Source organism: Haladaptatus sp. ZSTT2 (genome assembly GCF_037081775.1).
GTDB lineage: Archaea > Halobacteriota > Halobacteria > Halobacteriales > Halococcaceae > QDMS2.
Map to the genome: position 1 here is coordinate 22,598 of NZ_JBAMHQ010000004.1, position 14,666 is coordinate 37,263.

Below are 14,666 nucleotides of genomic sequence, written 5' to 3' on the forward strand. Positions count from 1 at the left end.
GGAGCGGTTCATCTTTTCGAAGACCAGCTGCATTCGAGAGGAGCGTAGCGGTTCGACGAACGTCGACTGAAACGGGGCATTCTCTCATTCCTGTTTTCCCATCGGGGATGATGAGCTTCCACTGGTCGGCGTCTTCACCTTCAAGGGACCGGAAGTGTTCACGGGCAACAGTTCGGACTTCGTCGCTGCGAAGTCCATGAAGCCCAAGTTGGAGCGCAAGGTGTCTTCGGGGGCGTTCGTCTCGATAGACATTGAGGAGTTGGTGTTGGTCGTCGCGTGAGAGCCAGACTCGACGGCCGTCTTTGGTTGGGTATGGTCTGATTTGCATGGGTTTCCGGTTTCTCTGGCTTGTCGGCTATTCCCGGAAACAAAACTGCTTCGGTGGTAGTGAATTGGGTGTGACTTAGGACGAGTCAGTTCGGATTTTGGTTTTGAGGGTGCGAGAATAGTTCATTCTCGGAAACACTCATCTCCCCACCATGACAAATATATAATACTATTTCAATATACTATTCAATGGCCGAATATGAACTTACTTGTGACAATTGTGGGTCAGCCACGTGGAAAGATAGCTATGAAAAACAATACATGACCACGGGTGTCCGTTCAATCATCCAATGTGCTGGGTGTGGAGCGACACATCATTTATGGCACTAATATTGGAGGGGTTTCTGAAATTGAGATACTTTCAGTTTCACTCTCCCCTATAGACCGCCACTTTTCTAGTCCCCCAGAAACCAGCAGTCCATGCCACAGGCAGTCTTCCCGTACCCGGGTGGTAAATCGCGCTTCGCATCGTGGATACTCGACTACGTCCCTGAGCACCGCACGTTCGTCGAAGTGTTTGGCGGCGCTGCGGGCGTCCTGGCCAACAAAGACCCCGATTGTTCCGGCGTTGAGGTCTATAACGACGTCGACGAAGATCTCGTTCAATTCTTCACAGTCCTTCGCGAGCAGCCAGACGAGCTCGTAGAGTGGCTGCATCAGGTTCCCTATTCGCGGCAACTGCATTCTGAATGGGCGCAATACTACTATCGGGGCTATCGGCCAATCGATGATGTTGAGCGGGCAGGTCGGTTCTTCTATCTCAGATACTCACAGTGGGGTGCAAGCTACTCCTCCAATAGCGGGTTTGCCACGAGCAAAGTGAATAGTCGGGCACAATCTTACTCGAACAAGATTGACAAGCTCCAGGCGTTCGCTGGCCGATTTGATGCAGTGATAATCGAAAATTTAGATTGGCGTGACGTGCTTGAGAAGTACGATAGTGCGGAGACAGTGTTCTATCTCGACCCGCCCTACGTTGGGAAAGAAGATTACTATCCTGCTGGGGTAATCAACCACGATAGGTTGGTCGAATCTCTTTGTGACCTTGAGGGGGACGCGATCTGCTCATACGAAAAGCTCCCAGACGACATTGATGGACTATTCTCGGTGACTCGCGATGGCGAAAAGCGATTCATCAACAACGGAAAGAGTGGTGAGGCCAAGGACGCGGTTGAGCGACTACTCTTCAACTTCGACCCAACTGCGTAATTCAGAGATTCACGCGAACTACAGTTTCACTTCCACTCCCCATGCTTGGATGCGGACTAAGAGGGCCTCCTCCCTCAGCAATCGAGTGATGACAAAACAGACCGTCAACCTCGAGGATAATCTCGACCGCTGGCGCTACCTGTGTCCTCGCGGACATGCCAGTTGGGAGCCGACAAACCATCACTTCTGGTGTTCCACGTGTGCGCGAACGTTCGATATTGATGGCGTATTCTACGAACTCCATGATCGGAAGACGCACACGCAGTTGAAACGGGATGAGGTAAAGCTTCGATACGCATCTGGGGAATACGAATCGCACTAAGAGACCCGATATTCTCTCTGCCTGCTCTACTTTCACTTTCACACTGCCCGCGTGGCTGATCTCTTTTGTATTACACTGAGATATTCTGCTATGAGTTCTTCACTCCACCAGGCCGACCGTCGTGATCAGGATGGCCTCGTGAACGCCCTTGCCAACACTGCAGAGTACACCGGGGTCGTCTCACCGAATCGAGTTGCTAAAGCGTTAATTCGGCCAGCTCGAGAGATTGGGAGTATTGAGTTCCTTGGACTGGCCACTGGTGGTCTCCGAGCAATCTACTTGCTGTCTGAAACGCAATCTGTGATTGCCGTTCCGTTGGACGCTGTCGAAGAAAGTCGTATTCGAGAAGAGGCTGAACTTGTTCTGAGTGGTGTTCATTCTTCAGCGGATGGAATTCGGATGCTTGGTGATGAGCAATTTGAATGGAAATATGGGAAAACCAAATGACAGTAGTGGAATTATTAAATATGGATACTATCTACTCCTACAGTAAAACTTACCACGTTCGTAGTTCCTCTCTTAGTTTAGTGAGGGAATAGAGATGGCTAAAATTGATAACATTGATAGGCCAACTGATGCTGCTTTCATTCTATTCTATCTTTCAGGTGAAATAGCCGGTATTACGAAAGTTCAAAAATTACTATTCTTAATGGAAAAAGAATCTGCTTTTGGAGAGAAATACAAACAAGACATCTCTTTCGACTTTGATGCCTATAAGATGGGTCCATTCTCTCCAAAGGTATATGAAGAGGTGGAGTTTCTCCAAAATATTGGAGCAATTGAGCAGGAGCCATTAGAGCATACTGCAAGCGACTCCTACGAAATTAGCAAATATACTAATTCCGAAGAAGGATCTGAGGGACTTTCGAACAAACAATTTCGGATGACAGATAAAGGAAAGAAAATCGCACGTGAATTAGTAAATGTTCTTGAAGAAAATGAAGTAGAAGAATTAAATGAGATGTTGTCCAAGTACAATGAAATGTCTCTAATGCACCTTCTAGAATATGTCTATACTACATATCCGGAAATGACCTCCCGCTCTGAGATTAAAGAACAAGTACTCGGCTAACGAATGATCCAGCTTCTCGCGACAATTTTGGTTCCAATATCTATACTTGGTATTGGATTGATTATTTTTCCACGAAGGGGGATGGAGCACCACAAATCAAATCTGAGAGAGGGAAGGACGTTTGTCTGGAAGAATAATTGTATACCCGAAATTGGTAATCTTGTTTGCGAGTTAGAGAAAGAAGTGGAATTGAGCAAGTTACTAAGCCAGACTGAGAATGAGGGGAACTCGACGAGGGATGAAGATATCGGAAAAGAGATCCCGTATACGATGTATATTCGAGAGGCAACAGAAAGAATAGGGGATCAAGCTAGTCTACTCAACCAACTTGAAAGCGATTATAAAAGTATTGTAAAGTATCGTAGGAGGATAGGTGGTGTAATATTCAGTCTATGTATAGATACAGCTATCATAGGATATCTGTATTCAGGTAGCCCGATTTCCGATGAGAAAATCATCTTTCTTATCATTCTTTGTTATACTGGAACGATATTTTTTATAATTCTAATCTACTTAGTTATGAAACTTCTTAGAAAGCAGGAACGATTGGGCAAGTATGCTGATGAACATGAACGAGTACGAGAAATATGACATACATATCTGAAAAATACCAATTGGGAATTATAGTTGAATTTTTGAATGAGAACAAAATTAAATTTGCAACGGAGCAGCTCGTATACTCAATACCTATCGACATTATTGGCTACGATGGGACAAACGTAATCTCGATTGAGTTGAAAACCAAGGATTTTGGACGAGGATTAGCTCAGGCAGAACGGAATACCGCCTACGTCGACCACTCATATTTGTCAGTTTGGAAATCAAATCTAACCGAAGGTTTAATAGAACGGGTAGACGAGACTTCAATAGGTCTACTTGCTATAGATGAGGATGTCGAGGTTGTTTCTACGCCTATGAAAAATACGCCTAACTCATACGCTCGAAAAAAAGTAAAAAATATAGTAGAATCCCACAATGAAATTTGAAAATTCACTCCAGTATGTGACCTTTGCAGATAGGACACAAGTCGAAAACAGAACTGATGACTATGACTCATTAATTCTACCCTCTCACTTACTTTCTGGAGGCAAAAAAGCGGTCACTGCGTTATTAAAGAATTTAATTGAGGATGATGGGGTAGAATACTACATTGACCCAACAGCATCACAGTTTAGAAGGGGCCGAAATTTTCGAAATGCAGATGATTCTCTGAAAGCGTGGCATTCAAAACTGGTTGCTGAATTAGGTTACCCGTTTACTCTGTTGCAAGGCGACGAGAAGAATATTATTTACCAAGAATTAGACCGAACAGATCGAATTGGAGCAATTGAATCGGTCTGTGATTTCCAACAGTCTTTCGTAGCGAATTCGGTAGAGGAGAACGTCGGGAAGTATGAAATTATCGACACCTCAAATTTGTATCCTCGTGCCATTATCCCATGGTATACAAAGGTTCATAATTATGAAGAGCTGGCGATAAACAAGGAGATCATCTCCCATTCTATTGATTATTGTGACTTACCGGTCAAACCATGTATACACATCACAATGGAATTTCTTAGAGATGCAAATGCTAGAAATGCAATTTCTGAATTGGTAAAAGAATTTGAATTAGCAGAGGTATTCCTGTGGATCGACGATTTCGATAAAACCGAAGCAAACGTTACTGATTATTTCAATGCGATAGATTTAGTAGCAAAAGTTTCGACTGGTGGAGTGCGACCTCATTTCCTGTTCGGCAATTATTTTTCAAACTTATTGTTCTTTTTTGGACTAAGGGGAACTTCCTACGGGACATATTTCCGTGAATCCAGTGCTGAAAAGACTGAGAATTATTCGGGAGGAGGAGGGAATCTCCAACGATTCTATTTCGATCCAGTAAAGGATTTCCTGAGCATTCCTGATGCGATTGACATCGCAAAAGAGGGAGGTGCAGACACACCAACCTTTAGCCAACTCACTAGCTGGGATGACCTTTATCGATTAGGCGAAGATCATGATTTTTTGAAAAATCATTTTATTAAAACGAAGAAGGGGCATAAGGAGCTAATTCTCTCAAATGAGTTAGAACCTCTCCTTGAAGAATTAAATGAGTGCTATGACACATATGATAATTTACTATCAAAAAGAAAGACAAACAAGAATGTCTCTCACCTGAAAAAATGGAGGGATGGGATACAATTATTTATTAAAAATCACCCCGATGTTTTTGAAGAAAAAATGGAAGAAGCAATCCAATTACAAACCTGAATCTAAGTAAACACACAAGTATTTTATTAGCGAAACTTCACGAGTGCCTCCCAGTTCAGATAATTTCAACCCCTAACCACAGACCTATCTCCTTCCAAATTATTCTGAAAAATTACTACTGACCTCACTGAAACCGACGGACAAATAGAACACGGCGCAATCACTGGAACCATCATTGCGAATATCGGCCAGATAACACGGTTCGGCTTGTAACTCGCCCCACTCTTGTGCTGGTCAAGTGAGTCGAGAAAGACCGCAATAGGCATTGCAATCATCGCGAAGAACAGAATGCCCCCTGCCATCCCCTCGGTAACCGCAGGGACGGCAGTCGGGTCAAGCAAGAATAGAAGCCACCAACCTCTGCGAGAAACGCGAGGAATACCGCGCCAATCCAATTTCCGTCGCTGTTGGAAGTCGTCGTCTTCTTCGTCGAGGTCTTCGAAGCCGTCTTCTCCACAATCTCAGTGAGTTCGGGCGCATACTCGTCGAGCAGCTCTATCTGGTCATGGCGACGAACCATGTCTGCGAGGACGTCACCTTTACGAGATCCGAAGCAAAGTACAGCACGTGTTTTTGTCTCGGAGTGAGTACCAGCGGCATTGCTGTCAGCCTTGTGAGCGTGCGATGGACGATGCAACTGTCGTTCGGATCAAAACGCCGAGCGAGGAACGAATTTATTGCCGAGTGAACGACTATCGTCGCGCAGAGAAACCGTATGAAATGTGGCTGGATGATGTCTACTGGGTAGATCAAGTGAGAAGGATGAGCAATTTTGGGATGCGGTCACCGAATCTATAGGGCTGTTCGAGGGTGATATTGGGCCGGTGACTGTTCTGGACTCGGAGACAGAGACCTGATCCGACGCTCATAGGGAAAGTATGATAACATCACAATGAGCAGAAAATAACCAATTCAATCAATATGTCTGAATCTCCCTCACCGACGGTTGGATCTCGAGATGATTTCGTTGAAACTGTCATCAGTGAGTACAGCGACCTCTACAGCGAAATCGAAGAAGGTGAACGTGCAGAACACGACTTGATGCCGCGCGTCGTCGATCACCTCTTTATCGAGGCGCTCGGGTGGGAGAAATCCGACTACCAGCAGGAAGACGACTGGAACGACGTCCGGTTCTTCGACGAAGACCGGAACCCTGTCGTAATCGTGGAGGGTAAACGAAGGGGTGTTAATGTTGACAAAGGCATTGACCAGGTATTCCGGTATGCTTCCGAGACCCCGTACGCGCGGTACCTGATCAGTACCAATGTCGACTCGATGCACGTCTACGAACGGTGCGACGGGTCGAACCCAGACGCAATCACGTGCCACGACGTGAGCGCGAAACTCGTCACAAAAATACCGTTTGAAGGGATTTGTAACCGAGTCAGTGGCGGTGCGATCAGCGATGAACTGTCGCTCGACGAAAAGCAGAGAGTTAAACGGTTGTTCCGGTTGCGGAAAGAGGAAGTCACGCATGCAGATCGGTACAGTGATTTCACCCTCGGCAGTCGCCAGGATGTTGACAACGACGACGGGTTCGACAATCTAATCGATACGCTTCGGCTGTGTCTCGAAGACTACCTTTTCCCGTACACTCTATCGGCCTTCGATAAGTTCGAGAGTCGCTACGAGGAGTTCGAACGCGAACGCTCAGAACTTGAGGAACAGATAGAGCGCCTCGAGGAGAGCGGGCACGATGACACGGAAATCGCGGAGTTAGAGGATAAACTGGCCGAGCTGAAGGACGACTACGAGATCTACAATCAGTTCCATTCTGACTACGAAACTTGGGTCAGACTATCGAATCGCCAGGACAACGAGGAGGACGAAAACAAGGAGGTGTTCTGTCGGGAGAGTGTTTACGTCCAGTTGAACAAAATTCTCCTTATCCGTATTGCTGAGGACAAGGATCTCGTCAACCAGATGGTGTCAAACGGCGGAGTACACCGGTATTTCGAGTTCTGGGACGACTACACCAGATACGTCGATCGTGACTACATCGATCTGTTCGAAACTGCGTCTGAAGAACTTAGCGAGGTCTACGACTATCTGTACTCCCGTCGGTTGTTCGACTGGGGCATTCAGTCCGATTCAGAACTCGACAATGTCCTTCAGCGCACACTTTGGCACCTAAACCACTACGACTTCGAAAATGTCGATCGGGATGTTCTGGGACACCTGTATCAAGAACACTTGCCGCCAGAAGAACGGAAGGCACTCGGAGAATTCTACACCCCTGTCGCCGTTGTTGACCTGATACTCGACAGCGTCGGATATACCACGGACAAGCAACTTGAGAAGGAACAATACGACCTCATCGATCCGGCATGTGGTTCAGGAACGTTCCTCGTCAGAGCAGCGAAGCGCTTGCTTGAACGGCTAGACAAAAAAGGTGTTCCACCGCGAGATGCGATTGAAATCGTCCAAGAACGCATTCACGGGCTCGACTTGAACCCGTTCGCTTGCCATATCGCAGAGCTGAATCTTCTGTTCCAAGTGATTGACCTTTATAAAGAGGTCAAGGACGACAACCCAGACTACACGCTCGACCGATTCCACATCTACCGGACAGACAGCCTGCGCGCCGAAACACAAGAAAGCCTGACAGCGATGTACAGCAGTGAACTGCAACGCCAATACCGTGAAGAGCGCAAGCAGGCGGCGAGCGTGAAAATGCGTGAAGACTACGGGTTTGTTGTTGGAAACCCGCCGTACGTTCGCATCCAAAACATCCCGAAAGGCCCCGCGAGAGATGAATACGACGAGTACGACACTGCGCACTACAATTACGACATCTACATCCTGTTCATGGAGCGGGCTGCGCAGTGGCTGGCCGAAGACGGCACCCTTGGTTTCATTATCAGCAACAAGTTCACCGAGAACCGCTACGGAGCGAAAATCCAGGACTATCTCCTTCAGAATTACCACATCAACGAAATCATCAACTTCGGTGATGTGAGCGTATTCGAGGGTGTGCAGTCGTATCCGATGATCTTTATTGGGGATAGAATCAACAAGAACTCCCCATTCCGGTCGTCGGATGATTTCGAACTCAAGGAAGACTACTCCTTCACATACGCCGGAGTAACCGAGGAACTCCCGGAGATCACTCAAACCGCGTTGAACGGGGCGAACGGAGATAGGAGTAGTTCTGATGCACGTGAACGTGAGAAAGAAGGTGGGAAGATTGCCGAGCTGATTCGCGCAAGCATGCCAAAGACACCCGGGGGCACACCACCCACTAATGAGGAGTTGATGAAGCGCATTACCGAGCTGGCTCCTGATGCGAAAGTATCTCAACCACCCTTACAGGTGTACCCAATGAAGGCCTCAATGTTGTTGGCTGCTGATGAGTGGCAATTCATTCCTCAGGATGAGCACGAAGTGATGGAGGCAATGGAAGACGCCGCTCGTGAGTTCGGAGAATACGACGGGTCTGTCGCGAATAACGGTGTACAGACCGGATCGAACGACATTTTCGTCATCGACGAAGCGACCATCGAGGAATATGGCATCGAAGATGAGGTCGTCCATCCCACGCTTGGTGGCCGTGACGTTGTTCGTTGGCACACCAACGCGATGAACAAGTACATTCTGTACACTACCCCGGACACAAATCTGGACGAACTCGATGGAGCAAGAGAATACCTGGAAGATAACAGAGACGGACTCGAAGAACGCTACTGTGTTACCGACAACCGGCGCAAGTGGTATGAGCTGGCTGAATACCGCCCTGGCGTTTTCGACAAGAACAAGGTCGTCACGCCGGACATTTGCTACTATAACAACTTCTTCAACGACGAAGACGGCGATTTCTACTCTCTGAACAGTACCTATGTAATGTTCAGCGAGGAACTGGCATCTGACTACTTAGTCGGAGTACTGAATAGTGACCCGGTGCAGTTCTATATGCGCCGAACAGCCCCGCAGTATGGGAACGACTATTTGCGGTACATCACCAGCTATCTGTTCAAAATTCCGATTCCTGACCCGGCTGAGGCTGATGATAGTGTAGTTCAGACGGTAGTGGATGCTGCGACTGATTTGAAAGAGCTCTCGAAGGGCTATCAGGAGGCCAAAGAGATTGTTGCAACTCCAGAGCTGGTGTTCGAGCTTGAGGACGTCGACAGGTCATCAATGTCGTTTGCAGGGTACATCGAGTCTATGAATTTAAGTGGTGGAGACGCAGATGTCTCCCCGAATATCGACGGAACGACCATTCGGTTGAACGTGCAGGATACAATCGAGTTCGTCAACGAAAACGTCGCTGAAGCGTTTGCGACGTTGATACAGTTGCTAGAGGTGAAAGCGGGAAGTGACCTCAAAGAACTTGATGTTCCGTCCTCTGAGGAAGAGCTGTTCGCCGTTGTGGACGCGCTCGAGGCGGCCGCAGAGCGCACTGAAGCGGATGTCAAGACTGGTGGGAAGTTGGAGGAGGAGTTGAACGAGGCAGTGTTTGAGCTGTATGGTTTCAGTGAAGAGCATCGCGAGTTAATTCTCGAGCGCGTTGACAAGCCGGAGAACCCGTTAGACGCCAAGGTTCGCTAAAACTGAAGTGTCGATTCAAGCTGGGAATCTAAGGTGAAATGAGCCTCGATATCAATGAACCTTAGACAGAGTTCCATTCATCGGGAAAGTCTAGCCAATTGCCACTCCAATCAAACCCGTGAAACTCAGGACCTTCGTCAGTCACATCAACCATACCCAGACTGTGGAGAAGACGAAACATATCCGCATTTGGATTATTGACGAGGAAATGTGAGTCACCTCCAGTAACATCATTTCGCCATGCTTCAACGAATCCGGAGCCGATACCTCGTCGCCGGAACTCTGGGAGAATATATAATTGTCCGAGTTCAGGATGGTCCTTCTTTAAATTCCAAGTTATATAACCAACACAATAGTCTTCGGTAAAGCAGAGATAGGCGTTCGTACTGTCCGGACTATACGCGTTGAAACTGGAATCTTTCGCCCGAGCCTCAAGATTGAGCAAATCGGTTGCAAACTGCTCGCGGTTCGTCTCTGTTTGCTTCATCCAATAATTATCACCAAATGTGATTGCTATGGACTCCACTGACCGATCATTTAACACCCAGTCGGTGGAAAGCATGTTCTTAATCGATTGCGGCCCGTCCTCAGTCTGAACTGCAAGAATTTGGTGGCACTTACTACAATAATACGTTTCCCAGTCAACAATTCGAATGCGATTCTCTTGGATGAAGGAGATGTCGGTTCCGCACGCATCGCACACCACAGCTGTACACGTCTCTCCGAAATGACCACTAACATGGAAGCTGTTTTCGCAGGTCTCACAAGTCACCTCGCCGAACGACTCAGTAAAGACAGTCTCCCCGCAATCTGGACACCTAACCGCAGGTACTTGTGTGGTGGTCGGATTACCCGACCCGAATTTCTTGGTTCCATTTAGAATTCCCATATAGAACTCATTCATTGGGCTGGTGTAACTTTTTTGTAGACGAGTAATGTTGTGTCCGCAGATTTATTGAACGGTTAGTTCTGAGCAATGCAAATTGATTTAAAACGCGTCCATGTTAAGGTGGACAGCTGGTTCCTACACCAGACCGAGTTCAACAAACTTTGAACAACGACGTGAAACTCAATCTTGAGTAACGCTGGAAAGACAAAGTAACAATTTGCGCGAATGGATGTCTATTTTGAAAGTAATTCAGTGAGGTTACTTTCACCTTGACGTTCTAATTTACCTGAGAACACGGTCTCAACCTCTGTGTTTCCAAGTATATCATCATGGAATAGTAATATTTTCACAAGCAATGTCTCAGATGGGTCAATCTCATTCAATATTTCTTCAGTTGTGGAAGTACCCAATAGAAATATTTCTTTAGATTCGTCGTCGAATTCGTCAATGGCATACTGGAGCTCTGCATTGAACTTTGATGTTTTACCTGCCTCCAAAATTGCACCGCTCCCAATTTTGCCACCTGATGAAGGGGGTTGTACTGGTGATTTGAACGGGCGTGGGCCGGTTGGACTGGGATAGCGTAAATAATCTTTAATTGGCATATAGAATGAGTGTTCTCCCTCATCTATCTCTACCGAAATTTCACATTCGACTTGAATATTTTTTGAAAGTCCATTTCCTTTATTCGCTAATTCAATTTCAATAACGTCAACCCCATCAATGTATTCGCACTCCCAGTCAAGAATTTGAATAGCAGGCTTGTGATTTGCATCCATTGAGAGTTGCTGATTCGTTTGGATACTCACGATCTTTTTCTGCAACTTGTTCTGCTCGCTTATCTCTCCTTTTTGTTCAACCGCAACATCCAGCAGCCGAGTATAAACGAAAAGGAGGCCGAGCGATAGAAGAAGTGACATTATTGTACTAGTTACGTCAATCCAAGTATTGGCTGAATACCGCGTGAAATATGGAAGTACAAGCGCAATTGAGATTCCAACTAAAATAATAAACCCGATAAGAATCACCCACCAACTTTCTCTAAACTCACTTTTTGGGTTCATTACCTAACTTGACGAGTTATTGAACGATAGCTTTGAGCCACATTGCTTCATTTCTCCACTCATCTCAGCCTGAAAAGTAAATGCCAGAAATCTCTAAGTTCAAATCTAAACCTGTGTAAATACCAACGTGAAGAACAGCACAGCAAGCACGAGGAATGCCATCACGAAAAGCAACGTCAGTCGAGTCGCCGTCTCAACACGCATCTAAGAATCACTCATTCAGCTCGGAGGCGTCGAGGTCGCCAGCAAGATACGCCTCTCCTTTTCCTGAGATTTCGTATTTCCCGCGCTCAATTTTCTCAACCAGCCCGTGAGAAGTTAGCTCTGATAGACGTTTTGAGACGCCTTCACGAGACCGTTCTAAGTTGAAGGCGATAATTGAGGGTGAGAGAACAAGCTGTGAGGAGTGGAGAACCTCCAGTATTTGGTCGTCAAATGGAGTCATCCACTCGGCACGCTTGCGCATGAATTTGGCCACTCTGAGTGCATCTTTAACGATACCGATATGTCAATGTAAAACTACTAATTAGTAATTTGAATTCACTAATTAGTGGATAGTTTTATTATCTTACTCTATAGACTGACTGTTCACGGAAGCTACACGCGGGCCTAACTGCTTGTTGGGTCCAGTACGAAAATGCGGACCCGATGTTGCACCATCGGTCCGCGGAAGCCTCCGTAATCACGGTACGGAAGCATGAATGCCTACCACTACTCGGGGCATAAAAGCCTCGGCACGACGACTGCAACGCACCCAACCACCCAGTTTCACTTTCACTCACCCCACTTGGACGTCTCCTTTTACGGGAAAGTCCATCAGAATGGAATGAACATGCCGTCTCTACTGTTGAACGACGACCAAGTGACGACGCACGGGCCACAAACCACTCTCTCCACGATTCTCGGAGGTGTCAACGCATGAGTGTCGAAACCCCTGACGAACAGACGCCACTTGATATCGCGGTGGCGCTCACGCAGTTCCGCGAACACATCCTCTACGTCGTCGCCGACTACGACGAACCACCCCACGGACTCGCCATCAAAGCCGACCTCGAAGCCATCTACCACGCAGAGGTCAACCACGGCCGCCTCTACCCCAACCTCGACCAGCTCGTAGACGACGGCCTCCTCGAAAAAGGCGCACTCGACCGGCGCACCAACTACTACGAACTCACCGACCTCGCACGCCGCGTGCTCGCGGCCAAGCACGACTGGGAGGCAACCAAACTCCACGGAGTGCAGGTGCCATGAGTGACGTATTTGCGTATCTTGATGAGCGCATCGAGGAAATTGAATCAGATGAGCGACTGAAGTACGAGAACGCGGACGTCGTTACGAACGCTCCCCTCGCCTTACACCAGGTCAGTCAAAAGCGGGCTCTGCGCGAACTCCGTTCTGTAAGAGCCCAGCTCGAAACATATCGCGAGGATTGCGATGGAGGCGATCGATAATGTCCGAGGGCTACGAACGCGGGCGAGCCTACGTCCGCGAAAACAAAGACGACCTCGTCCACATCCTCCGCCACGGCAGCAACGTGGACGTCCGCGCCTACGCCTACGCAGTTCTCAAACGCTACGGCAGCAAGCGCGATTTCGAAGAAGTCCGCAGAGAACTCGACCGCGTCGAGGAGGTCGAACTCTAATGACCGCGACCGCCACTGCCGTCCCACTCGTCCAACGCGGCCCGGAATCGAGACGCATCATCAGCCAAGTCCGGCCGCGCCTCAAGCACCGTCAACAGGTCTTGGGCACGCTCGACATCATCGAGCAAGCCGGGGTCATCCCTGATGAGCCGCATGACCGCCGTCCGCAGGCGTTCCTCGCGCTTGCGCATTGTTTCGGCCGCACCCGGCTCGGTCGCCTGACCGCACCACACGCAGAACTCCTCTTCACGGGGCGTCTCGCGACTACACCGCGGGCACTCGATGGGAGCAATCGGGTCTGGCTCGTCCTTCGACACGTCGATGCCGTGGATGCGAGCGAGTTCGTTGTCTGCGGCCTTCCCGAACACCGAGACGTAGCGAGAGGCGACCTGACTGCCGCGCTTCCACCCGTGGTGGTCTTCGATGGTCGCCTGATTGATGCCGTGACTCGCCAACCAGCTCGCAGACGACTTCCGGAAGTTCGTGAACGTCACCGGCTTACGCACCTCTGCCCGGTCTGCTGCACGCTGGAGGATCTTCGCCGCTGCATTGTAGCTGATACCCTCAGCCTTCCCAATCTTACTCCAGAGCGGGCAGGACGGGTTGTCCTTTCCTGGATGGTCCTGCAGCCAGCGTTGGAGGTACGGAACGGATGGGATGAGCGTGATGGTGCGACGACCGACTTTGCCATCGACGGTGATCTGCAGGCCGTGTTCGTGGTCTGTGACGTCGCCCACGTCGAGGTTTCTGATTTCGCCACTCCGTGCCCCCGAATCCCACGCAACCGCGATGAGCGCCGCGTCACGGCTGTTACGACACTGCTTGACCATGGGGAGCACGTCGGCTTCCCAGTGGAGCATGTCGCCGGGCTTCGGCGCCGGGTCGTAGTTCTTCGAGGTACCACTCGGAATCCACTCGATGCTCTCGGTTGGTTCAGTGCCGTTCTCGTCGCTCGCTCGACGACCGAACACACGGAGTGCGACTCGGTAGTCCCGATTGGTCTCTTCGTTGTCGTAGGTTCGATTGATCCAGCGGACGATCTCCTCTGCAGCGTCCTTGTTCTCGAGGGCGTCTGCGAGCACGCCGACTTCTTCGGCCATGAGCGTACAGTGGCGGAGGAGTTTGACGTGGCGGTGGTCGCTGTAGACGGTCTTGAGGAGGTACATCTCGTCGCTGAAGGCGATGAGTGCCTCTCGGTCGGGTTCGTTGATGTCTGGGCTCTTGTCAATGCGGTCTCTGAGGCGCTCAATCTCAGCGGCTGGGTCGGCCATGAGAGTACCAAGGAAAATGTCCCTATTAAATACTCGGATGTGGACAAGTGCTGTTTGTCCCTCCTTTGGCTT

General features: G+C 48.8%; 14 protein-coding genes. 10 read left to right on the top strand and 4 right to left on the bottom strand.

Going from position 1 to position 14,666, the window contains the following annotated elements; all coding sequences use genetic code 11:
* Positions 1-154: 154 nt before the first annotated feature.
* The 8 genes from V5N13_RS17065 (at position 155) to V5N13_RS17100 (ending at position 9,728) form a co-directional block, all read left to right on the top strand.
* Complete coding sequence (locus V5N13_RS17065; RefSeq protein WP_336361804.1) at positions 155-280, top strand: hypothetical protein; 126 nt, start codon at positions 155-157, stop codon at positions 278-280.
* Positions 281-747: 467 nt separating this feature from the next.
* Positions 748-1,536, top strand: coding sequence for a DNA adenine methylase (locus V5N13_RS17070; RefSeq protein WP_336361805.1), 789 nt, complete (start codon positions 748-750; stop codon positions 1,534-1,536).
* A gap of 412 nt (positions 1,537-1,948) precedes the next feature.
* Entirely contained in the window at positions 1,949-2,305 is a 357-nt protein-coding gene (locus V5N13_RS17075; protein WP_336361806.1) for a hypothetical protein, read from the top strand.
* A gap of 94 nt (positions 2,306-2,399) precedes the next feature.
* Positions 2,400-2,930 (top strand): type II toxin-antitoxin system antitoxin SocA domain-containing protein, encoded by a 531-nt coding sequence (locus tag V5N13_RS17080; RefSeq protein WP_336361807.1) that lies wholly within the window; start codon positions 2,400-2,402, stop codon positions 2,928-2,930.
* Positions 2,931-3,011: 81 nt separating this feature from the next.
* Complete coding sequence (locus tag V5N13_RS17085; protein WP_336361808.1) at positions 3,012-3,521, top strand: hypothetical protein; 510 nt, start codon at positions 3,012-3,014, stop codon at positions 3,519-3,521.
* Positions 3,518-3,916 carry a hypothetical protein gene (locus tag V5N13_RS17090; protein WP_336361809.1) on the top strand — a complete coding sequence of 133 codons (399 nt, stop codon included), beginning with the start codon at positions 3,518-3,520 and terminating at the stop codon, positions 3,914-3,916. The genes V5N13_RS17085 and V5N13_RS17090 overlap by 4 nt, the downstream gene beginning before the upstream one ends.
* Positions 3,906-5,180, top strand: coding sequence for a hypothetical protein (locus tag V5N13_RS17095; protein ID WP_336361810.1), 1,275 nt, complete (start codon positions 3,906-3,908; stop codon positions 5,178-5,180). The genes V5N13_RS17090 and V5N13_RS17095 overlap by 11 nt, the downstream gene beginning before the upstream one ends.
* Positions 5,181-6,101: 921 nt before the next feature.
* On the top strand, positions 6,102-9,728 hold the full coding sequence (locus V5N13_RS17100) for an Eco57I restriction-modification methylase domain-containing protein (protein ID WP_336361811.1): 3,627 nt from the start codon (positions 6,102-6,104) through the stop codon (positions 9,726-9,728).
* Between the two features lie 61 nt (positions 9,729-9,789).
* Here V5N13_RS17100 and V5N13_RS17105 read toward each other — a convergent pair whose 3' ends face one another.
* The 3 genes from V5N13_RS17105 to V5N13_RS17115 all read right to left on the bottom strand — a co-directional run bounded on the left by V5N13_RS17105 (position 9,790) and on the right by V5N13_RS17115 (position 12,147).
* The gene (locus V5N13_RS17105) at positions 9,790-10,632 is read right to left on the bottom strand and encodes a GNAT family N-acetyltransferase (RefSeq protein ID WP_336361812.1); all 843 of its coding nucleotides are present in this window, start codon (positions 10,630-10,632) and stop codon (positions 9,790-9,792) included.
* Positions 10,633-10,850: 218 nt separating this feature from the next.
* A complete protein-coding gene (locus tag V5N13_RS17110; protein ID WP_336361813.1) occupies positions 10,851-11,681 on the bottom strand; it encodes a hypothetical protein in 831 nt (276 codons plus the stop codon).
* Positions 11,682-11,892: 211 nt separating this feature from the next.
* Positions 11,893-12,147, bottom strand: a complete 255-nt coding sequence (locus tag V5N13_RS17115) for a MarR family transcriptional regulator (protein WP_336361814.1) — start codon at positions 12,145-12,147, stop codon at positions 11,893-11,895.
* A 452-nt stretch (positions 12,148-12,599) separates the two neighbouring features.
* Here V5N13_RS17115 and V5N13_RS17120 point away from each other — a divergent pair, with 452 nt between their 5' ends.
* Both V5N13_RS17120 and V5N13_RS17125 read left to right on the top strand, forming a co-directional pair.
* Complete coding sequence (locus tag V5N13_RS17120) at positions 12,600-12,932, top strand: PadR family transcriptional regulator (protein WP_336361815.1); 333 nt, start codon at positions 12,600-12,602, stop codon at positions 12,930-12,932.
* 199 nt (positions 12,933-13,131) lie between these two features.
* Positions 13,132-13,323 carry a hypothetical protein gene (locus V5N13_RS17125; RefSeq protein ID WP_336361816.1) on the top strand — a complete coding sequence of 64 codons (192 nt, stop codon included), beginning with the start codon at positions 13,132-13,134 and terminating at the stop codon, positions 13,321-13,323.
* Here the strand turns inward: V5N13_RS17125 and V5N13_RS17130 are convergent.
* Positions 13,320-14,594: a site-specific integrase gene (locus V5N13_RS17130; protein ID WP_336361817.1), complete on the bottom strand. Its 1,275-nt coding sequence runs from the start codon at positions 14,592-14,594 to the stop codon at positions 13,320-13,322. The two genes, V5N13_RS17125 and V5N13_RS17130, sit on opposite strands and share 4 nt — an antisense overlap.
* Positions 14,595-14,666: the final 72 nt, after the last annotated feature.

Coding starts and splice junctions, on each gene's coding strand:
- V5N13_RS17070 (WP_336361805.1), top strand. CDS start 748: ATGCCACAGGCAGTCTTCCCGTACCCGGGTGGTAAATCGCGCTTCGCA.
- V5N13_RS17075 (WP_336361806.1), top strand. CDS start 1,949: ATGAGTTCTTCACTCCACCAGGCCGACCGTCGTGATCAGGATGGCCTC.
- V5N13_RS17080 (WP_336361807.1), top strand. CDS start 2,400: ATGGCTAAAATTGATAACATTGATAGGCCAACTGATGCTGCTTTCATT.
- V5N13_RS17085 (WP_336361808.1), top strand. CDS start 3,012: ATGGAGCACCACAAATCAAATCTGAGAGAGGGAAGGACGTTTGTCTGG.
- V5N13_RS17090 (WP_336361809.1), top strand. CDS start 3,518: ATGACATACATATCTGAAAAATACCAATTGGGAATTATAGTTGAATTT.
- V5N13_RS17095 (WP_336361810.1), top strand. CDS start 3,906: ATGAAATTTGAAAATTCACTCCAGTATGTGACCTTTGCAGATAGGACA.
- V5N13_RS17100 (WP_336361811.1), top strand. CDS start 6,102: ATGTCTGAATCTCCCTCACCGACGGTTGGATCTCGAGATGATTTCGTT.
- V5N13_RS17105 (WP_336361812.1), bottom strand. CDS start 10,632: ATGAATGAGTTCTATATGGGAATTCTAAATGGAACCAAGAAATTCGGG.
- V5N13_RS17110 (WP_336361813.1), bottom strand. CDS start 11,681: ATGAACCCAAAAAGTGAGTTTAGAGAAAGTTGGTGGGTGATTCTTATC.
- V5N13_RS17115 (WP_336361814.1), bottom strand. CDS start 12,147: ATGCGCAAGCGTGCCGAGTGGATGACTCCATTTGACGACCAAATACTG.
- V5N13_RS17120 (WP_336361815.1), top strand. CDS start 12,600: ATGAGTGTCGAAACCCCTGACGAACAGACGCCACTTGATATCGCGGTG.
- V5N13_RS17125 (WP_336361816.1), top strand. CDS start 13,132: ATGTCCGAGGGCTACGAACGCGGGCGAGCCTACGTCCGCGAAAACAAA.
- V5N13_RS17130 (WP_336361817.1), bottom strand. CDS start 14,594: ATGGCCGACCCAGCCGCTGAGATTGAGCGCCTCAGAGACCGCATTGAC.